The organism is Candidatus Microbacterium phytovorans (assembly GCA_029202445.1).
Lineage (GTDB): Bacteria > Actinomycetota > Actinomycetes > Actinomycetales > Microbacteriaceae > Microbacterium > Microbacterium phytovorans.
Window position 1 is genome coordinate 1985805 of the sequence record CP119321.1, and the last position, 19794, is coordinate 2005598.

Here is a 19794-nt window from a genome sequence, read left to right on the forward strand (position 1 = left end):
GCCACGGCCTCCGCCCCGTGTGACGCAACAAGAGGTCACGCGGCCGGGCTCCGCCGTCACATTCGTTCACACGGGGTCACACGGCAACACACGCGACCCTCGACCCCTCCGCGCGGGGTTACCGTCGAAGGGTGACCTCCTCGCCCGCCGCACGCTTCGACGCCCCCGACCACCGCTTCGCGTCGTCGCTGTCCGCCGACGAGTTCAAAGCGCTCTTCCGGGGACACCCCGGCGGCGTCGCCGTCATCACCGCCGACGCGGGCGACGGCCCCGTCGCCCTCACGGCGACCTCCGTCTCGTCGGTCAGCGCCGACCCGCCGCTGCTGATCTTCTCCATCTCGACGCTCTCGTCGGCATCCGACGTGCTCTCCCGCGCAGAGACGATCGTCGTCCACCTCCTCGACGCGCACGACCTCGACGTCGCACGCCTGGGAGCCACGAGCGGGGTGGACCGCTTCGCCGACAGCGACCGGTGGTCACGGCTCGTCACCGGCGAACCCGTCTACCACGACGTCCGAGCATGGGTGCGCTGCGCTGTCATCGGCCGCATGGATGCCGGATCCTCCACCGTCATCGCCGCCCACGCGCTCCAGTCGCAGGTCGCGCGCGACGTCACGCCCGGCGAGCCCGGCGACGCCCTGGTGTACCACAACCGCACGTGGCACCGCCTCGGCGAGCACTCCCGCATCGAGTCCTGACCCGGCGAATCGCGGTCCGGCGAATCGCGGTCCGGCCAGTCCTCACCCGGCCAGTCCTCACCCGGCCAGTCCTGACCCGGCCAGTCCTGACCTCGGCTCACGCCCCATACCCCGGGCAGCCGCGAACCGGATCCACCGCTGGCACCGCCCCCACTCACAGCGACTCCTGAAACTGCCCCGATACGGTCAGACCATGGAAGCGACGCCGCAGCCCCTCTCCGTCCTCACCGAGGAGGGCGTCGCGACCTTCTCACCCGACGAGCTCCGCGCGATGCGCGACGAGTTCCAGCGGTTCCTCCTGGGCTATCAGTTCGGTCTCCGTGAGGTCGAGACCAAGATCGGCATCCTTCGCGACGAGTTCCAGCTCACGCACGACTACAACCCGATCGAGCACGTGTCGAGCCGCGTCAAGTCGGCCGACAGCCTGATCGAGAAGGTCGTGCGCAAGGGAATCGAACCGACGTTCCCGTCGATCAGCGCGGGCATCACCGATATCGCCGGCGTGCGGGTCACGACCAGCTTCGCGAAAGACGCCTACCGACTCTTCGACCTGCTCACCGCTCAGGACGACATCACGCTGCGCGAAGTGAAGGACTACATCGCGCAGCCGAAGGACAACGGCTACCAGAGCCTCCACGCGATCGTCGAGGTGCCCGTGTTCCTGTCGAGTGGACGCATCGACGTCGTCGTGGAAGTGCAGTTCCGCACCATCGCGATGGACTTCTGGGCGAGCCTCGAGCACAAGATCTACTACAAGTACGCCGGTGCCGTCCCCGACGGGCTGCTCGCCGAACTCAAGGATGCCGCGCAGACCGCCGCCGAACTCGACGCGCGGATGGAGCGGCTCCACGGCGAACTCCACGGCCCCCGGCCGGGCCGCATCGTCGCGGCCTGACGCGATCGCGCCTAAGACACCGCGCCTGACGACATCGCCGCCTGACGACATCGCGCCTGACGACAGCGCCGGACCGACTCCCCGCTACAGCCCCTTCCCGCCCGTGACCGGAAGCACCGCACCGGAGACGAAGCTCGCGTCATCCGAGGCGAGGTAGACGTACGCACCGGCGAGTTCGGCCGGCTGCCCCGCACGACCCAGCGGAGTGTCCTCGCCGAACGTCGCGAGGCGCTCGGCATCCCACCCCGTCGCAGGGATCAGCGGCGTCCAGATCGGGCCCGGAGCGACGGCGTTGACACGGATGCCAGACTCCCCCAGCTCCTCGGCGGCGGCCTTCACGAACGCGACCTGCGCCGCCTTCGTCATGGCGTAGTCGATGAGGCCCGCCGACGGGTTCGACGCCTGGATAGACGACGTGACGATGATCGATGCGCCGGGCTTCAGGAGCGGCACCGCCGCACGCGCCGAGTACAGCATCGCGTACAGGTTCGTCTGGAACACGCGGTCGAACTCCGCCGTCTCGAGGGTGCCGATGCCGTCGCGGTCCTTCTGATACGCCGCGTTGAGAACGACGATGTCGAGTCCGCCGAACGCCTCCGCCGTGTCGGTGACGATCGAGGTGGAGAACTGCTCGTCGCGCACGTCGCCGGCGAACGCGAGCCCGCGCCGACCCGCCTGCTCGATCAGGGCGAGGGTCGCATCGGCATCCTCCTGCTCCTCCGGCAGGTGCGCGATCGCGACGTCGGCACCCTCGCGGGCGAACGCGATCGCCACCGCGCGCCCGATGCCCGAGTCGCCGCCCGTGATGAGTGCACGTCGACCGTCGAGGCGTCCGCTGCCGCGGTAGGTGTGCTCGCCGTGGTCGGGCGTCGGCCTGGTCTCCGACGTGAGTCCGGGCTGGTCCTGCTCCTGGTCGGGGAAGCCGCCCTCGTGGTGTGCGTGCCGGGGATCGCTCATGATCGGATTCCTTTCGTCGGGATGCCGCATTCGTCGCGGATGCCGCTTTCGTCGGGATGCCACGCTAAGCCGCGACCCGCAGCGGACCGCACGGGGTTGCCGCCGGTCGACGGATGACGTATCGTCGCGCGCCCGTCACCCGGCGTCCGAACCCGTCGCGAGGCCTCAGCGCGTCTGCCTCGCGAGAGGACCCACCGTCTCTTCAGGGAGTTCGGCCACGGGCACGACCACGACGTCCTGCACCTTCCAGTCCAGGTCGGCGACGAGACGCCGCGCGTCCTCCACGCGATCCAGGCGCACGCGGCCTCGACGCGGGACGACGAACGCCTCGACATGGAACACCTGCCCCATGTCGCGCATGCGCACCGACGCGGACGCGACCCAGGGAAGACGCTCCAGCGCCTGCGTGATCTCCTCCGCGAGAGGATGCGGCGCCTTGTCGTCGTGCGTGCGGCGCGTTGGTCCATGAGGTCCAGCACGGCGCTCCGCGCGTTGCGCCACCCGTCCCACACGATCCCGGCCGAGATGAAGAGGGCCGCGGCGCCGTCGAGCCACCACCAGCCGACACCGATCCCCAGCACGCCGACGATCGACGCGACCGTCGTCGTCCAGTCGGCCTTCGCCATGTCGGCATCCGCGAACAGCACCTTGTTGTGCAGCGCGGGGGCCAGCTTGGCCTTCGCGTGTCCGTAGAAGAACGGTCCGATGACGATCACGCTCATGACGGCGACCATGAGCCAGCCGAGCCAGATCGTGTGACCGAACAGGCGGACGGTTCCGATCGCCGGATGCTCGGCTCGCAACAAGCCGATGAGCGACTCCACCGCGAGATTGCCTCCGATGGCCAGCAGCGCGACGCCGGCGACGAGGTGGCCGACGCCCATGGCCCGGTGCAGACCGTACGGGTACCGGTGCGACGGCCGACGACGGATGAGGAGCAGCGCGATGAGGAACGAGAACTGCGGAATGAGCGACAGCATGTCCTCGATCCACGCCGTCTTCATCGCCTGCGATCCGCCGACGACGAGGGCGATGAGGACGATCGTGACCGTCGTGTAGCCGATCGTGAACCACTCCCATCGCACGGCGGAGTCGATCGCGGCCCGCTGCTCGGGCGGCAGATCGGTGCGACCCATCGATGTCAGCCGTGGCCTCACGAGCCATCCCCCACCCGCTCGTCAAGGTACGACTCGAGCGTCGACTGCAGCTCGTTCTCCCCCAGCGGGAGCAGCACGACGATGCTCTTGCCCTCCGCGCCGGGGATGCCGGGATACCCCCGCGTCATCGAGACGCGGTCAGTCCACGGCGTGGCGTCCGTGATCGCCCCGACGGTGAGGTCCAGATCGCCCGCCTCCAACGCGTCGACGAGCTGCTCCTCGCCGCCGACCGTCCATACGATCTGGGCATCACGCTCGCGCGCGAACCCCTCGACGAGGTCGGCAAGGGACCCCGATACTTCGCCGCCTGCCACCCGGACGAGTCCGTCACCCGGCGAGACTCCGACGCGCAACGTCCCGTGCGTCACACGGTCGAGGGTGCCGTCAGGGTCGGTCGGGATGTGCACGGCACAACCGGTCGTCGCCGACAGGATCACGCCCGACGCCAGCAAGATCCTCAGCACCGAGTCCCGTCGTCTTCGCATGGTCTCTCCTCGCCCACCGGCATCCGCAAACGAGTTGTCGGTGACGTTCCGTCACGCTACGAGACACGAAAGCGCGTCACGAGGGCCTTGACACCGCGTTCGGCGTAGAGTGTGCGACCGTGGGCACCATCTACTACGGCGGATCGGCGACACCGATCCACATCGACGACCGCGCGCTCGCGCACCTGAAGGTCGTGGTCGCGACCAAGCTACGGCGCGGCGAGAGCTTCACCCTTTCGTGGAGGCATCCGGAGGACGAGGAGCGAGGGCGTAGCACCATCTGGCTGCATCCGTCGATCCCACTGAGATTCGTGTTCGACGAGCCCGAGAGCCCCGAGCTCAGCCGGGAATGGCTCGAAGAGCTCGCGCAGACCGCCAACTCGTCGGGCGGGATGACGCTCGTCGCCGAGCACATCGAGCACGGGGAGAACGAGCCCGAGGACACCTCGCCGCAAACCGTCGAAGTCTCGCGCGACTGACGGGGGTCGGCGAGACCCTCTGGGTCTCGGGCTCTGGGTCTCGGACTCGGGGTCTCGGACTCGGGCTCTCGGACTCTGGGTACCGGACTCGCTAGTCGACGGTCGGCTCGGAGGCGCTGGACTCCGGCGGCTCCGGCACGATGTGGAGGCCGCCCGTCGAGTTCGCCGTATAGGTGAGCGCCTCGAGCCAGGCACGGTTGAGGCTCGGCTGACGGCTTCCGAAGTACTTGTAGACAAGGGATGCCGAGGGGTGCAGCCACACCGACGTACGGCCGTCGCCGAGGCTCGGGTCTTCACGCCAGGTGAAGTGGAACGCCTCGCCGCGCCGGAGCTTCTGTCCGATGACGATCTGGACGTGAGCGAGGACGCGATCGTCGAAGTCGACGGTCACCGAGCCCTCGTAGATGAACTTCCCCAACAGTGACCTCCGCCGTGCGCGCGCGATGATCGCGCTACAGCGACGGTAACCTACCTCGGGCTCAACGCAGAGTCGCCGCCCGGCGCTCGATCTCCGCGCACGCCATCTCCGCCCCCGGCATGAGGGGAGCCAGCACGGCATCCGCGTCGAGCACCGCGACGCCCACATGGGCGCTCAACAGCAGCGAGCAGTGCGACAACTCCCCGTCGTGCAGCGTGGGGAACTCGACGACATCCGTCTTCGACGTGCTGTGCAGCAACCGCGCGTAGTCGATCACGGCATCCGCGATCTCGTTCGTCGTCAGGAGCCGGTGGCCGTCGATCAGGATGTCTTTCATGTCAGGAACCTCAAGCGTGCGGTCGTTTGTGCGCGGTCGTCGGCGGGATGATTCGAGTCAACTCCCGCGGAACATCGGGCGCCACCCCTTGACAGGCCACCAGCACGGGGGTACCGGCGATCCTCGGGATAGGACACCCGGCGCTCGGCTGTCAAGGGGTTGAGCCGAGGCCCCCTCACGCGGATCCTCGATGCATGACCACTCTCGCTGTCATCCTGCTCGTCATCGGTATTGCGCTCCTGCTCGTCGGCGTCTTCGTCGAGGCCGCCAAGATCCTCCTGTGGATCGGCCTCGTCATCGTCATCGTCGCGGTGATCGCCTGGCTCATGCGCATCGTCCGGCGAAACGCCTGACCCGCTCTAACGCCTGACCCGGCGATCCGCGCACACGCTCGGGTCGCCGGATCGACGGCGGTGTTACCGCGCCGTTACGCCCGTCCGGACGATCTGTCAGAGCGGCCCGGATGCCGGGAGGGTTCGTCCGGTGGGGCCACGCGATCATTGCGCGCTCCGCACCAGACGTATTGAATGGCCGCACACACGCGCCACCGCGGCGCGGGGAGCGGAGCACGCGTGACGTCGGCACCCGAAACGACGATCGACCGGCCCGGCTCTGCGGAGCCGGCGAAGGCCGGAGCCGTGGTGCTGGACGGCATCACCAAGCACTACGGCGAGCAGCTCGCCGTCGACGACCTGTCGCTCACGATCGAGCCCGGCGAGTTCATCTCGCTCCTCGGACCGTCCGGCTGCGGCAAGACGACGACGCTGCGGATGATCGCCGGCTTCGAGCATCCCGACGCGGGAGACATCTTCATCTCGGGCCGCAGCGTCCTGGGCAGCCCGCCCTTCAAGCGCGACGTCAACACGGTCTTCCAGGCGTACGCGCTGTTCCCGCACATGTCCGTCGCGGAGAACATCGCCTACGGCATGCAGCAGCGCCGCACCCCGAAGTCGGAGGTGCGCGAGCGCGTGACCGCCGCCCTCGACCTCGTGCAGATGCGACGGTTCGCCGATCGCAAGCCCACCCAGCTCTCCGGCGGACAGCAGCAGCGCATCGCGCTCGCCCGCGCCCTCGTCAATCGCCCGTCGGTGCTCCTCCTCGACGAGCCGCTGGGCGCGCTCGACCGCCAGCTCCGCGAGGAGATGCAGCTCGAGCTGAAGCTCCTGCAGTCGCGCCTGGGCATCACGTTCGTCTTCGTCACGCACGACCAGGGCGAGGCGCTCTCGATGAGCGACCGGATCGCGATCATGCGCGAGGGGCGCATCGAACAGCTCGCGGATGCCGACACCGTCTACGCCCGCCCCTCTTCCGCGTACGTGGCCGCCTTCGTGGGTCAGCAGAACTTCTTCCGCGGGACGCTCACCGGCGGCGACGCCGTGGCATCCCCGCACGTCGTCGTCCGTTCCGCGACACCGCTCGCCGGCAGCGGCAACGCGGAGGCGGCCGTCCGCCCCGAGAACGTGCGCGTCGCGGCGGCGCCCGCAGACGCCGGTGCCGCCACCGACACGAACAGCGTCCGCGGCGAACTGATCGGCGTCTCGCACCTCGGCGAGACGATGCAGTATCTCGTGCGGCTCGGTGAGGACCAGAGCCTCATCGCACGCCGTCCCACGCCGGATGCGCCGAACCTGCGCGTGGGCGACGCCGTGGTCTGCACGTGGTCGCCCGAGCACGTGCTGCTCTTCCCGGCCGACGACGCGGCCACTGACGGCGGCTACATCGCGCCGCCGACCGAATAGCAGCCCACCGAAGAGACGTTCCCGCATCACCACCCGAACCCGAGCTGGAGGCCCCCGATGACCGAGTCCCGCACCCCGCTGCGCATCCTGGCCCACGAGAGCGCCGTCCCGAGGATCGCCGCCGAACTGTCCCGCCGGCGGTTCCTCTCCCTCGCCGCGCTCGCGGGAGGCAGCGCCCTCCTGGCCGCGTGCGCCCCCGGTGGCACGAGCACGAGCCCCACTTCGCAGGCCTCCGGCGGCGCGCTGGAGAACTCGCTGTCGGTCTACACGTGGGGTGACTACGACTCCCCCGACGTCGTCGCGAACTTCACGTCGGAACTCGGTCCGAAGGTGACCCTGGACTCCTACAGCTCCAACGAGGAGCTCATCGCGAAGCTCATCGCCGCCAAGGGCACCTCCGGCTTCGACATCGTCGTGCCGACGGGCGTGTTCATCCCGCAGATGATCGAGAACGGCCTGCTGACGAAGTTCAACAAGGACCTCCTCCCCAACCTCTCGAACATGGACCCGAGCGCGCTGGGTCGCGCGTGGGACCCGAACAACGAGTACTCCGTGTGCAAGGCGTGGGGCACGACCGGGTTCGTCTACGACAAGACCGTCATCACTCGGGAGCTGTCGACGTGGGCCGACTTCTTCGACGCGGCCAAGAACGAGGCAAGCGGCAAGACGAGCATGTCCGACGACCCCGCCGGCATCATCGGCGCGTACTTCTGGGCCAACGACCTCGACTGGAACACGCAGGATGCCGAGCAGCTGGAGGCGTGCCGGAAGTTCCTCGTGGAGGAGATCGCCCCCCACATCGCCGCGTTCGACTCCTACCCCGGCACCAACGCCATCCCGCAGGGCACGCAGGTGCTCATGCAGGCGTGGAACGGCGACGCACGCCTCGGCCTGCTCGAGTCGCCCGACCCCGACCGCTGGCAGTGGGTGCTCCCGGGGCCGGTAACCGAACTGTGGATGGACAACTGGGCCATCGCGACCGGAGCCCCGAACCCCGAAGCCGCCCACGCCTTCATCAACTTCTCGATGACCCCCGAGAACCTCTCGCTGAACCTCGACTACATCGGCTACAACGTCGGCGGCAAGGACATGCAGGCGGCCGCGGAGGAGTCCGGCATGGAGTTGACGGACCTCATCTTCTTCTCGGAGGAGCAGCTGAACGCGATGCACGAGCAGGAGCTCAACGACTCCCAGACGGTGCGCGTCGAGATCTGGAACGAGATGAAGGCCGCCGCGGGTGCCTGATCGCTCCGCCCCGCCCGCGGCCCGCCGGTCGCTGGGCGGTCTGCTCGCGGTGCCCGCCTGGGTGTGGCTGGCGATCTTCTTCGTCGCCCCCGTGGGGATGGTGATCTGGTTCAGCTTCGGCTACAAGCCCGGCATCTTCGGTACGCACGCCAACGACATCCTCTCCCTCGACCGCTACGCCGAAGCCCTCTCGCCCACGTTCTTCACGACGTTCGTGAACACGCTGTGGGTGGGCCTGCTCGGCACGGCCCTCTGCTTCCTCATCGGCGCGCCCGTCGCGTACTGGATGGCCTTCAAGGTGCGCCCCGAGCGCCGCGGGCTGCTGATCGCCCTCGTCCTGATCCCGTTCTGGACGAACTTCCTCATCCGCACGATCGGCTGGCAGGTGATCCTCGCACCGGAGGGCTGGCTGTCGCAGGGGCTGCAGACCCTGGGCCTCCTGAACGGCCCGCTCGACCTGCTGTACACGCGCACGGCCGTGCTGATCGGCGTCGTGTACAACTACCTGCCCCTCATGATCCTCCCGCTGTTCGTTGCGTTCGACCGGGTGGGCCCCGCCGTGCGGGAGGCCTCGAAAGACCTCGGAGCCGGAAAGGTGACGACGTTCTTCCGCGTGACCCTCCCCCTGTCGCGGCCCGGTGTCGTGGCGGGCGTGCTCCTCGTGTTCATCCCCCTCATGGGCGACTACATCACCGCGACAGTGCTCGGCGGGGCGAAGGGCAACATGGTCGGACAGCTCGTGGCCAGCCAGTTCCAGACCGCGCAGAACTGGGCGCTGGGATCGGCGATGGCCGTCGTGCTCATGCTGGTGATCGCCCTGACGATCGCCGCAGCCGCCGCACTCCTGTGGCTCGTCTCGCTCCCCTTCCGCACCCGCAATCGCCTCGTGCTGGGAGAGGAGGCTGCGCGATGAGCACCACCAAGACCGAGACGATCCTCCGCCAGCGCGACGGGTCGATGCTGGGCAGCGGCAAGCGCTCCCACCGCTCGTGGACCGATGTCGCCCTCAACGTCTGGGGCGTCCTCGTCATCCTGTTCCTCTTCGCGCCGATCATCGTGATCGTCATCTACTCGTTCAACACAGGGCGCCTCCTCGTGTCGTTCGACGGGTTCGGACTCGACGCGTTCCGCACGATCCTCGACAAACCCGCCGTGCAGAACGCCGTGCGCGTCTCGCTCATCACCGCGCTCATCTCCGCGATCATCGCGACGACCCTCGGCACCCTCGCCGGCATCGCGATGGCGCGGCATCCCGGTCGGTGGGTCTGGTGGTTCCTCGGACTGCTCCTGCTCGTCTCGGTGACCCCGGAGATCGTGGATGCCGTCGCCCTCCTCCCCTGGTTCGTCACGCTCGGCCAGGACTGGGGAATGCCGATCTTCAACGACGGCATCGTGCGCCTCTCGATCGGCAGCTCGCTGTTCGCGACGGCTGTTGTGTCGTACCTCGTCCGCGCCCGGCTCGTCGGGCAGGAGGCGAACCTCGAGGAGGCCTCGAGCGACCTCTACGCCGTCCCGTTCACGACGTTCCGGCGCGTGACGCTCGCCCTCGCGATGCCCGCGGTCCTCGCCGGATTCCTCCTCGCGTTCACCCTGAGCCTCGACAACACGATCGTGGCCGCGTTCGTGCAGGTCTCCGGCACCACCCCGTGGCCGGTGTACGTGCTGTCCGCCGTGCGATCGGGGCTGCGTCCCGAGGTCGCGGCCGTCTCCACGATCATGCTGCTGCTGACCCTCGTCGCCCTCGCGTTCGTAGCGCTCGTGCTGCGGCGCGCCGGCGACTCCGCGACCGACATCGCCCGGACGATGGGCGGCGCCTGATGCACGCCGATCTCGTCTTCACGGGTGGGCCGGTCTTCACCGCCGACACGGTGCGCTCCCGCGCGTCGGCGGTCGCGGTCTCCGGCGGAAGGATCGTCGCCGTCGGCGGCGACGGCATCCGCGACCTCATCGGACCGCGCACCGAGGTCGTCGATCTCGCCGGACGCCTGCTCGTCCCCGGATTCCAGGACGCGCACGTGCACCCCGTCTCGGGAGGGCTCGAGCTGCTGCGCTGCGACCTGGGCGAGGGCTCCACGGCCGACGAGTACCTGGCGACGATCGCGGCCTACGCCGCCGCGCACCCGCCGACGGGGCAGGACGACGGCTCCGAGTGGATCCTCGGCGGGGGCTGGGCGATGTCGGCCTTCCCGGGCGGCACGCCGACGGCATCCGCGATGGATCGCGTCTTGCCCGACCGGCCCGCCTTCCTCCCCAACCGCGACGGCCACGGCGCGTGGGTCAACTCCGAGGCGCTGCGGCGCGCGGGCATCGACCGGCACACGCCCGACCCCGCGGACGGACGCATCGAACGGGATGCCGACGGCAACCCGACCGGCACGCTCCACGAGGGCGCGATGTCACTCGTCAACCGGCTCATCGCCGACCCGACGCCCGAGTTCCTGCGCGATGCGCTCGTCGCGGGCCAGCGCTACCTGCACTCCTACGGCATCACCGCCTGGCAGGACGCCATCATCGGCGACTACAGCGACCTCGTCGACCAGGGCGAGACGTACCGCCAGGCCGCGATCGACGGCACGCTGACCGGCCGCGTCGTGGGAGCCCTGTGGTGGGACCGCACGAAGGGACTCGAACAGATCCCGTCGCTCGTGGAGCGCCGCGAGCGCTTCAGCCACGGCCGCTTCCAGGCGACCAGCGTCAAGGTCATGCAGGACGGCGTCGCCGAGAACTTCACCGCCGCGATGCTCGAGCCGTACCACGACGGCCACGGGCACTTCACTGACAACTCGGGCATCTCGTTCGTCACTCCGGAGATCCTGAACGAGGCGGTGCCGCAGCTCGACGCCCTCGGTTTCCAGGTGCACTTCCATGCGATCGGCGACCGGGCCGTGCGCGAATGCCTGGATGCCGTCGAGCACGCGATCGCCCGCAACGGCCGCGGCGACGGCCGCCACCACATCGCGCACATCCAAGTGGTGCACCCCGACGACGTGCCCCGGTTCCGTGCGCTCGGCGTCGCGGCGAACATGCAGTCGCTGTGGGCGACGCTGGAGCCCCAGATGGTCGATCTGACGCTGCCGTTCCTCGGGGCGCCCCGCGACGCCTGGCAGTACCCGTTCGGCGACCTGCTGCGCGCGGGCGCCGTGCTCGCGGCGGGCAGCGACTGGTCGGTCTCTTCGCCCAACCCGCTCGCGGCCATCCACACCGCCGTGAACCGACAGGCGGCCCCGGGCTACGAGGAGGGGGACTACGAGCCGTTCCTCCCGGAGCAGGCGATCGACCTCGCCACGTCGCTCACCGCGTACACCGCCGGGTCGGCGTGGGTGAATCACCTCGACGAGGCGACCGGGACGATCGAGGTGGGCAAGTACGCCGACCTCGCCGTGCTCGATCGCGACCCGTTCGCGGGCCCTGCCGATCAGATCGGCGCGACCCGCGTGCTCCAGACCTTCGTCGACGGGGCGCGTGTGTACGCCGCCGCCGACGCCTGAGAAGGGACCCTCGTGGGAACCACCGTCTTCGAACGGATGCCGGCGCCGGCATCCGTCGTTTCGCACAGCCTCACCGGCACCCGCACCGGGTCGTTCTGGATCGACGACCTGCCCGCGGCCCTCCGACCCGACCGGCCGCCACTGCGCGGCGAGCACGGCGCCGACCTCGTCATCGTCGGCGCGGGCTACACGGGCCTGTGGACCGCCCTGCTCGCGAAGCTCCGCGACCCCGACCGTCGCGTCGTCGTCGTCGAGGCCAACCGCACCGGCTGGGCCGCGTCGGGTCGCAACGGCGGCTTCTGCGAGGCGAGCCTCACGCACGGACACGAGAACGGCGCGCGCCGCTGGCCCGACGAGATCGACACGCTCGAACGCCTGGGCCTCGAGAACCTCGACGCGATCGAGTCGACCGTCGGTGAGCTGGGCCTCGACGTGCAGTTCGAGCGCACCGGGCAGCTGGCTCCGGCGGTCGAGCCGCACCAGCTCGCGTGGCTCGACGAATGGCGCGAGGAGGCCGCGGGCGACCCCGACATCGTCTACCTCGACGAGGCATCCGTGCGCGCCTCCGTCGCCTCTCCCACGTATCTCGCGGCGATGTGGGAGAAGAACACGTGCGCACTCGTGCACCCCGCGCGGCTCGCCGCCGAGCTCGCACGCGCCGCGGAGGAGCGCGGCGTCGTGATCTTCGAGCGCTCCCGCGTGAAGGCGCTCGAGACCACGAGCACCGGGGTGTCGGTCCTCACCGACGGGGGACGCGTCGACGCCCTCCACGCCGTGCTCGCGACCAACGTGTTCCCGTCGCTGCTGCGCCGCAACCGCCTCATGACGGTGCCCGTCTACGACTACGCCCTCATGACGGAGCCGCTGTCGCCCGAGCAGTGGGATGCCATCGGCTGGCGCGATCGTCAGGGCATCGGCGACATGGCCAACCAGTTCCACTACTACCGGCCGTCGCAGGACGGTCGCATCCTCTTCGGCGGCTACGACGCGCTCTACCACTACGGGCGGCGCGTCGACCCCCGCTACGAGGACCGTCCCGACGTGTGGGAGAAGCTCGCGAGCCACTTCTTCACGACGTTCCCCCAGCTGGAGGGACTGCGCTTCAGCCACCAGTGGGCGGGAGCGATCGACAGCTCGACGCAGTTCACGGCGTTCTTCGGCACGGCCCGCGGCGGCCGCGTCGCCTACGCGGCGGGGTTCACAGGGCTGGGCGTCGGCTCGACCCGGTTCGCCGGCGACGTCATGCTCGATCTCCTCGACGACGTCGACTCGGAGCGCACGTCGCTCAAGATGGTGCGCACGCGGCCGCTGCCGTTCCCGCCCGAACCGGCCGCCGCTCTCGGCATCCAGGCGACGCGATGGTCGATGGACCGCGCCGACCACAACGGGGGCCGCCGCAACCTGCTGCTGAAGACCCTGGACGCGCTCGGCCTCGGCTTCGACTCGTGACAGGCTGGACGCATGAATGACGTGATCTCGCTGGGTGGCCGAGGCGACGCGGACGGTGTCGGCGGTGTCGGAGACCTGGGCGGGGAGCTCGACCCCGGCGTCGTGTACACGGCATCCGCGGTTCCCGTGCCCCTGACGCCCGTCGCCGCGGCGCAGGTCGTCGCCGGCGCTCCTGCGACGGGGTCGATCGATCTCGACGAGGACATGGGGCTCGGCATCTGGGAGATGACCCCGGGCGCGATGCGCGACGTCGAGATCGACGAGGTGTTCGTCGTCGTGGCGGGGTCGGCGACCGTCGAGTTCGTGAAGCCCGCCCAGCCCTCGATCGAACTCCGGCCGGGCGCGATCGTGCGCCTCGAGGCCGGGATGCAGACCGTGTGGACGGTGCGCGAGACGCTCCGCAAGGTCTATCTCGCCTGACGGGGCCTGACGGGCGTCAGCGGCTCGCGGAGCGCCGCACGAGCAGCGCCAGGTGCAGCGCCGTCTGGATCTCGCCGTCGTCGAGGTCGACGCCCAGCAGGTCCTGGATGAGCGCGATCCGCTGGTAGAACACCGAGCGCGACAGGTGGGATGCCGTGGCCGCCGCCGTGCGGTTGCCCGGGTGAGCGAGCATCGCCGCGAGCACGTCGAGCAGATCGCCGCCGCGCGACAGGTCGTATTCGATGAGCGGCGCGAGCATCCGCTCCCCGTGGTCCAGCACGCGGTGGTCGTCGCGCAACGCCGTCACGAGCCGCGCCAACGGCCGATCCTCGGCGCGGCGCACGTGCGGGCCGCGACCCGCGCGCTGCAGCGGCGTCCGCGCGAGATCGATCGCCTCCTGCAACGAGGCCAGCGCCCCCTCCACCCCCTGCTCGGGAGACCCGATCGACACCACGAGGCGAGACGACAGCGGAGACAGCGCCTCCGCGAACCGCAGAGCGGCGGCCTCGTCGAACACGGCACGCGCCGGCAGCGAGACGAGCATCGTGACCCCCGCGCCGTCGACGGCGCCGCCGAGGAGCACGCGACCGCCGACGCCCGACAGGGCCGCCGCCGCCGCATCCGGGTCGACGTCGACCCCTGCGGCGACCACGCCCAGCAGGCGAGCACCCTCCACCGGGAGCCCCGCCGCCTCCAGCCGGGCCAGCGCGCCGCCGTGGCTCGCGAACCGGCCCGCGAGCAGACCGTCCACGAGGCGGCGCTGCCCGATGCGCGCCCACTCGTCGGCCTGGCCGTCGGTGAGCCGGCCGAGCGCGAGCGCGATGGCACCTTGCTCCAGCACCGCCGCCCGCCCGGCGGGATGGACCGGACCCGGGAGGGCGATCAGATACCCCCAACGGATGCCGCGGGCCTCCACCGGCACGATGAGCCACTCGGTGTGCGCGTCGCGGTGCGCCATGCGCGAGCGCACCTCCCAGCGCGCCAGGACCTCTTCCTCGCGGGAGGGCGGCACGTCGGCGACCACGACGTCGTGCGCGAGCGACTCGAGGATCACGGGCGCACCCAGCGTCTGTGCCAGCTGATGGACGATGAAGTCGGCGGGCGATCCGCGCAGCGCGAGCGCCGTGAAACGCGCCCGCACGTCGTCGCGGGCGCGGAGGGCGGCGGTCTGCTCGGCGATGATGCGCCGGTGCACCGCTTCGGTGACGGTCACGAACTTGACTTCGCGGCGCAGCACCACGAGCGGCAGACCGTGCGCACGGGCCGTCTCGACCACGACGGCCGGGGCATAGCGGTAGTGGGTGCCGAGCTCCAGCAGGAGGGCCGACAGTCCCACCTCGACGAGCCCTCGGACGAACGCGGCGAGCTCGGCGGGATCGTCGGGCCACGACGAACCGGTCGACAGCAGCAGCTCCCCGCCGTCGAGGAGGCGCGCGACGCCGGCGCTGTCGGAGACGTGCACCCATCGCACGCGGGCGTCGAGGCGGTCGCCGCCGACGAGGATGTCCGGCATCCCCGCCTCGACCGCGTCGAGAGTGAGCACCTCCCGTACCGTCGGGAGACTCTCATGGGCGGTCGGACGATCCGTCTGGATCGCTCGTTCTTCGCGACGTTCAGCCACCGTAGCGACCCCTCTGCCTCTGCAACACTGGGACTCGTCACAGCCTAGACGACGTCGGTCGTTCTGTCCGGGAGGCCCCTCATGACCCTCATCCGCCACCACATCGCCGGCACCGAAACCGGTGACGGCGCCCGCACCGGGACGGTGTTCGACCCCGCGACGGGTCGTCCGCAGCACGAGGTCGCCTTCGCTTCGGTCGCCGAGACCGAGGCGGCCGTCGCCGCGGCCGCCGCCGCCCTCCCCGCCTGGCGGGCGACGAGCCTGATCAAACGCGCCGACGTGTTCTTCCGCCTGCGCCACCTCCTCGTCGAACGCACCGACGAGCTCGCCGCGATCATCACGAGCGAGCACGGCAAAGTTCTCTCCGACGCCAAGGGCGAGATCAGCCGCGGGATCGAGAACGTCGAGTTCGCCGCGGGCCTGGTTCACCTGCTCAAGGGCGAGCACGCCGAGCAGGTCTCCCGCGGTGTCGACGTGCACTCCGTGAAGCAGCCCGTCGGCGTCGTCGCCTGCATCACCCCCTTCAACTTCCCCGTGATGGTGCCGCTGTGGATGACGGCATCCGCCATCGCGTGCGGCAACACGGTCGTGCTGAAGCCGAGCGAGAAGGACCCGTCGGCGGCCCTCTTCCTCGCGCGCCTCTACGAAGAGGCGGGCCTGCCCGCGGGTGTGCTGAACGTCGTCCAGGGCGACAAGGTCGCCGTCGACACGCTGCTCGACGCCCCCGCCGTGCGCGCGGTGAGCTTCGTCGGCTCGACGCCCATCGCCCGCTCGATCTACGCCCGCGCCGCCGAGAACGGCAAGCGCGTGCAGGCCCTCGGCGGCGCGAAGAACCACATGGTGGTCATGCCCGACGCCGACCTGGATGCCGCGGCGGACGCCGCCGTGTCGGCCGCCTACGGTTCGGCCGGCGAGCGCTGCATGGCCGTCTCGGTGCTGGTCGCGGTCGGCGACGGCGTCGCCGACGCGCTCGTGGCCAAGGTCGCCGAGCGTGTCGCGGCGCTGAAGATCGGGCCCGGCACCGACCCCGAAAGCGAGATGGGGCCGCTCATCACGCGGGAGCACCGCGACAAGGTCGCCTCGTACGTCGCGGGCGCGCCGGGCGAAGGCGCCACGGTCGTCGTCGACGGCACGACTCAGAGCTTCGACGGCGACGGCTTCTTCCTCGGCGTCTCGCTCGTCGACCACGTGCGCCCCGGGATGAAGGTGTACGACGAGGAGATCTTCGGGCCGGTGCTGTCGGTCGTGCGGGTCGAGAGCTACGACGAGGCGGTGACGCTCGTCAACGACAGCCCCTTCGCCAACGGCACCGCCGTCTTCACCCGCGACGGCGGAACGGCACGCCAGTTCGAGTTCGACATCGAGGTGGGCATGGTCGGCGTCAACGTGCCGATCCCCGTGCCCGTCGGCGCGTTCTCGTTCGGCGGCTGGCGCAACTCGCTGTTCGGCGATTCGCACATCTACGGCCCCGAGTCGATCCACTTCTACACCCGCAGCAAGGTGGTCACCACCCGCTGGCCCGACCCCAGCGAGAGCCAGATCAGCCTCGGGTTCCCGAGCAACCACTGACCCGCGCCGCGTCGACTCGTCGCGCTCGCTGAACGACCGGCGACGGCGCTCGCCCGCTCACCCCGGAGAGGACCTCATCATGACCGTCACCGACCCCGAGGCCGACGCGCTGGTACGCGCCGACGACCGCGGCCACGTCTTCCACTCGTGGAGCGCGCAGGCGCTCATCGACCCGCTCCCCGTGGCGGGCGGCGAGGGGGCGAGCTTCTGGGACTACCAGGGCAACACGTACCTCGACTTCTCGTCGCAGCTCGTGAACCTCAACCTCGGGCACCAGCACCCTGACCTCGTCGAGGCGATCCAGCGGCAGGCGGGCAGGCTCGCGACGATCCAGCCCTCGATGGCCAACGACGTGCGCGGCGACCTCGCCCGGCGCATCGCCGAGGTCGCCCCCGAAGGCATGAACAAGGTGTTCTTCACCAACGGCGGGGCGGATGCCGTCGAGAACGCCGTGCGGATGGCCCGCCTGTACACGGGCAAGCGCAAGGTGCTGTCGATGTACCGCAGCTACCACGGCAACACGAGCACCGCCATCTCGCTGACGGGCGACCCGCGGCGGTGGCCGAACGAGCCGGGCGACGGTTCGGTCGCGAAGTTCTTCGGGCCGTACGCGTACCGTTCGCCGTTCCACTCGACCTCGCCCGAGGAAGAGGCCGAACGCGCTCTCGCCCACCTCGAGCAGACCATCGTCCTGGAGGGCGCCTCCACGATCGGCGCGATCATCATCGAATCGGTGGTCGGCACGAACGGGGTGCTCGTCCCCCCGCCGGGATACCTGCCCGGCGTGCGCGCGCTGTGCGACAAGTACGGCATCGTCTACATCGCCGACGAGGTCATGGTCGGCTTCGGACGCATCGGCGAGTGGTTCGCCTTCCAGGCGTTCGACGTGACCCCCGACCTCATCGCCTTCGCGAAGGGCGTCAACTCGGGGTACGTGCCGCTCGGCGGCGTCGTCATCTCCGATGCCATCGCGGCGCACTTCGACACCGTCGCCTTCCCCGGCGGACTCACCTACTCGGGGCACCCGCTCGCGTGCGCCCCCGGCGTCGCCACGTTCGAGGTCTTCGCGCGCGACGGCATCCTGGAGCGGGTGCGCGACCTCGGCGAGCGCGTCGTCGCTCCGCGTCTGGCCGAGATCGCCGCCCGGCATCCGTCCGTCGGCGAGGTGCGCGGTCGCGGACTGTTCTGGGCGATCGAGCTCGTCGCCGACCTCGAGACGCGGGAGCCGCTCGTGCCGTTCAACGCGAGCGGAGCGGATGCCGCGCCAATGGCGGCGTTCGCCGCCGCGTGCAAGAAGGCGGGCCTCTGGCCCTTCACCCACTTCAACCGGGTGCACGTCGCTCCGCCGCTCGTGATCTCCGAGGACGACCTCGTCCGCGGGCTCGACATCATCGACCGCGCGCTCGACGTCGCCGACGAGGCGATGAAGGCGAGGACGCCCGCGGCATGATGGGCAACGGCGGCGTCTCTTTCTGGTGGCAGCAGCTCGGTCTTCCGTCGCCGCGGACGCCCCTGCCCGGCGACCGCGACGCCGACGTCGCCATCGTCGGCGCGGGATACACCGGCCTCTGGGCGGCCTACTACCTGAAGAAGCTCCAGCCCGATCTGCGTGTCGTCGTGCTCGAGCAGCGGTTCGCCGGGTTCGGTGCATCGGGTCGCAACGGCGGCTGGCTCACCAACAGCGTGACCGGCGGCCGCGCGCAGTACGGCCGTCAGGGCGGCGCGCGCCAGCAGGCGGCGATGAACGACACCGTCGACGAGGTGATCCGCGTCGCCGCCGCGGAGGGCATCGGCGCCGACATCCGCAAAGGCGGCGAGCTCAACGTCGCCCGTACCCCCGCGCAGCTCGCCCGGCTCACCGCCGCCCACGCCGACGACGCGTCCTGGCCTCACACCGATGTCGAGCTCTGGGGTCCGCGGCGCACGGCGGCGCACGTGCGTGTCGACGGCGCACTCGGTGGACTCTGGCATCCGCACTGCGCCCGGGTGCACCCGGCGAAGCTCGTCGTCGGGCTCGCGGCGGCCGTCGAGCGGCTCGGCGTGACGATCCACGAGGAGACGACCGTCTCGCGCATCGAGCCGGGACGGGCCGTCACCGACCGCGGCACGGTGCGCGCGACGCACGTGCTCCGCGCGACCGAGGGCTTCACGGCAGGGCTCGCCGGCCAGCACCGCACGTGGCTCCCGATGAACTCGTCGATGATCGTCACCGCCCCGCTTCCCGCGGCGGTGTGGGACGAGATCGGGTGGGCGGATGCCGCGACCCTCGGCGACTTCGCCCACGTGTACATGTACGCCCAGCGCACCGCCGACGATCGGATCGCGTTCGGCGGCCGCGGCATCCCCTATCGCTACGGGTCGCGCGTCGACACCGACGGCGGCACACAGGAGCGGACGGTGCGCGCCTTGACGTCGCTCCTGCGCGAGTTCTTCCCCCGCGCGGCGGAAGCCCCGATCGACCACGCCTGGTCGGGAGTGCTCGGCGTGCCGCGGGACTGGTCGGCGACCGTGGGCCTCGACCCCGCGACGGGTCTCGGCTGGGCCGGCGGCTATGTCGGCACCGGCGTGGCGACGACCAACCTCGCCGGCCGGACGCTGGCCGACCTCGTCCTCGGCCGCGAGACCGACATCGCCGCCCTCCCGTGGGTCGGTCGCCGTGCACGCCGATGGGAGGTGGAGCCCGTGAGATGGCTCGCCGTGCGCGGTCTCTACGCCGCCTACGGTGTCGCCGATCGACAGGAGCGCCGGGGCGGTACGCTGACATCGCCGTTGGCTCGCATCGCCGACGTCGTATCGGGGCGAGGCCACTGATACTCCTGTCAGTGACGATCGAGGAG

19 protein-coding genes and 1 pseudogene are annotated in these 19794 nt (G+C 70.3%); 14 read left to right on the top strand and 6 right to left on the bottom strand.

Features of this window, described 5'->3' with window-relative positions:
• Positions 1–131: 131 nt before the first annotated feature.
• A complete protein-coding gene (locus tag P0Y48_09490; protein ID WEK12703.1) occupies positions 132–698 on the top strand; it encodes a flavin reductase family protein in 567 nt (188 codons plus the stop codon).
• Between the two features lie 193 nt (positions 699–891).
• Complete coding sequence (locus P0Y48_09495) at positions 892–1593, top strand: GTP pyrophosphokinase family protein (protein WEK12704.1); 702 nt, start codon at positions 892–894, stop codon at positions 1591–1593.
• Between the two features lie 84 nt (positions 1594–1677).
• Here P0Y48_09495 and P0Y48_09500 read toward each other — a convergent pair whose 3' ends face one another.
• From P0Y48_09500 to P0Y48_09510, 3 genes and pseudogenes are all read right to left on the bottom strand, one after another.
• Positions 1678–2550: an SDR family oxidoreductase gene (locus P0Y48_09500; GenBank protein ID WEK12705.1), complete on the bottom strand. Its 873-nt coding sequence runs from the start codon at positions 2548–2550 to the stop codon at positions 1678–1680.
• A 165-nt stretch (positions 2551–2715) separates the two neighbouring features.
• Positions 2716–3686: pseudogene (locus tag P0Y48_09505) on the bottom strand (cation transporter).
• A 17-nt stretch (positions 3687–3703) separates the two neighbouring features.
• Positions 3704–4192: a hypothetical protein gene (locus tag P0Y48_09510; GenBank protein ID WEK12706.1), complete on the bottom strand. Its 489-nt coding sequence runs from the start codon at positions 4190–4192 to the stop codon at positions 3704–3706.
• Positions 4193–4311: 119 nt separating this feature from the next.
• Here P0Y48_09510 and P0Y48_09515 point away from each other — a divergent pair, with 119 nt between their 5' ends.
• Positions 4312–4671: a hypothetical protein gene (locus tag P0Y48_09515; GenBank protein ID WEK12707.1), complete on the top strand. Its 360-nt coding sequence runs from the start codon at positions 4312–4314 to the stop codon at positions 4669–4671.
• Between the two features lie 91 nt (positions 4672–4762).
• On the opposite strand, the gene P0Y48_09520 is transcribed toward P0Y48_09515, so the two are convergent.
• Positions 4763–5089 (bottom strand): ATP-dependent DNA ligase, encoded by a 327-nt coding sequence (locus P0Y48_09520; GenBank protein ID WEK12708.1) that lies wholly within the window; start codon positions 5087–5089, stop codon positions 4763–4765.
• Positions 5090–5150: 61 nt separating this feature from the next.
• Entirely contained in the window at positions 5151–5426 is a 276-nt protein-coding gene (locus P0Y48_09525; protein ID WEK12709.1) for a hypothetical protein, read from the bottom strand.
• A gap of 194 nt (positions 5427–5620) precedes the next feature.
• On the opposite strand from P0Y48_09525, the gene P0Y48_09530 reads away from it, so the two are divergent.
• The 8 genes from P0Y48_09530 (at position 5621) to P0Y48_09565 (ending at position 13767) form a co-directional block, all read left to right on the top strand.
• Positions 5621–5779 carry a hypothetical protein gene (locus P0Y48_09530; GenBank protein ID WEK12710.1) on the top strand — a complete coding sequence of 53 codons (159 nt, stop codon included), beginning with the start codon at positions 5621–5623 and terminating at the stop codon, positions 5777–5779.
• A 174-nt stretch (positions 5780–5953) separates the two neighbouring features.
• Positions 5954–7165 (top strand): ABC transporter ATP-binding protein, encoded by a 1212-nt coding sequence (locus tag P0Y48_09535; protein ID WEK12711.1) that lies wholly within the window; start codon positions 5954–5956, stop codon positions 7163–7165.
• A 57-nt stretch (positions 7166–7222) separates the two neighbouring features.
• On the top strand, positions 7223–8410 hold the full coding sequence (locus P0Y48_09540) for an extracellular solute-binding protein (GenBank protein ID WEK12712.1): 1188 nt from the start codon (positions 7223–7225) through the stop codon (positions 8408–8410).
• Complete coding sequence (locus P0Y48_09545; GenBank protein WEK12713.1) at positions 8403–9323, top strand: ABC transporter permease; 921 nt, start codon at positions 8403–8405, stop codon at positions 9321–9323. The genes P0Y48_09540 and P0Y48_09545 overlap by 8 nt, the downstream gene beginning before the upstream one ends.
• Before the next feature lie 44 nt (positions 9324–9367).
• Entirely contained in the window at positions 9368–10228 is an 861-nt protein-coding gene (locus P0Y48_09550; protein WEK15048.1) for an ABC transporter permease, read from the top strand.
• On the top strand, positions 10228–11898 hold the full coding sequence (locus tag P0Y48_09555; GenBank protein ID WEK12714.1) for an amidohydrolase: 1671 nt from the start codon (positions 10228–10230) through the stop codon (positions 11896–11898). The genes P0Y48_09550 and P0Y48_09555 overlap by 1 nt, the downstream gene beginning before the upstream one ends.
• A 12-nt stretch (positions 11899–11910) precedes the next feature.
• Positions 11911–13347 carry an FAD-dependent oxidoreductase gene (locus P0Y48_09560; protein ID WEK12715.1) on the top strand — a complete coding sequence of 479 codons (1437 nt, stop codon included), beginning with the start codon at positions 11911–11913 and terminating at the stop codon, positions 13345–13347.
• A 12-nt stretch (positions 13348–13359) separates the two neighbouring features.
• Positions 13360–13767, top strand: a complete 408-nt coding sequence (locus tag P0Y48_09565) for a cupin domain-containing protein (GenBank protein ID WEK12716.1) — start codon at positions 13360–13362, stop codon at positions 13765–13767.
• A gap of 16 nt (positions 13768–13783) precedes the next feature.
• Here the strand turns inward: P0Y48_09565 and P0Y48_09570 are convergent, their stop codons facing one another.
• Positions 13784–15280, bottom strand: coding sequence for a PucR family transcriptional regulator (locus P0Y48_09570; protein ID WEK15049.1), 1497 nt, complete (start codon positions 15278–15280; stop codon positions 13784–13786).
• Positions 15281–15469: 189 nt separating this feature from the next.
• Between P0Y48_09570 and P0Y48_09575 the strand changes: the two genes are divergently transcribed.
• The 3 genes from P0Y48_09575 (at position 15470) to P0Y48_09585 (ending at position 19768) form a co-directional block, all read left to right on the top strand.
• Positions 15470–16957 carry a CoA-acylating methylmalonate-semialdehyde dehydrogenase gene (locus tag P0Y48_09575; GenBank protein ID WEK12717.1) on the top strand — a complete coding sequence of 496 codons (1488 nt, stop codon included), beginning with the start codon at positions 15470–15472 and terminating at the stop codon, positions 16955–16957.
• Positions 16958–17036: 79 nt separating this feature from the next.
• Positions 17037–18407 (top strand): aspartate aminotransferase family protein, encoded by a 1371-nt coding sequence (locus tag P0Y48_09580; GenBank protein WEK12718.1) that lies wholly within the window; start codon positions 17037–17039, stop codon positions 18405–18407.
• Positions 18407–19768 (top strand): FAD-binding oxidoreductase, encoded by a 1362-nt coding sequence (locus P0Y48_09585; GenBank protein WEK15050.1) that lies wholly within the window; start codon positions 18407–18409, stop codon positions 19766–19768. The genes P0Y48_09580 and P0Y48_09585 overlap by 1 nt, the downstream gene beginning before the upstream one ends.
• Positions 19769–19794: the final 26 nt, after the last annotated feature.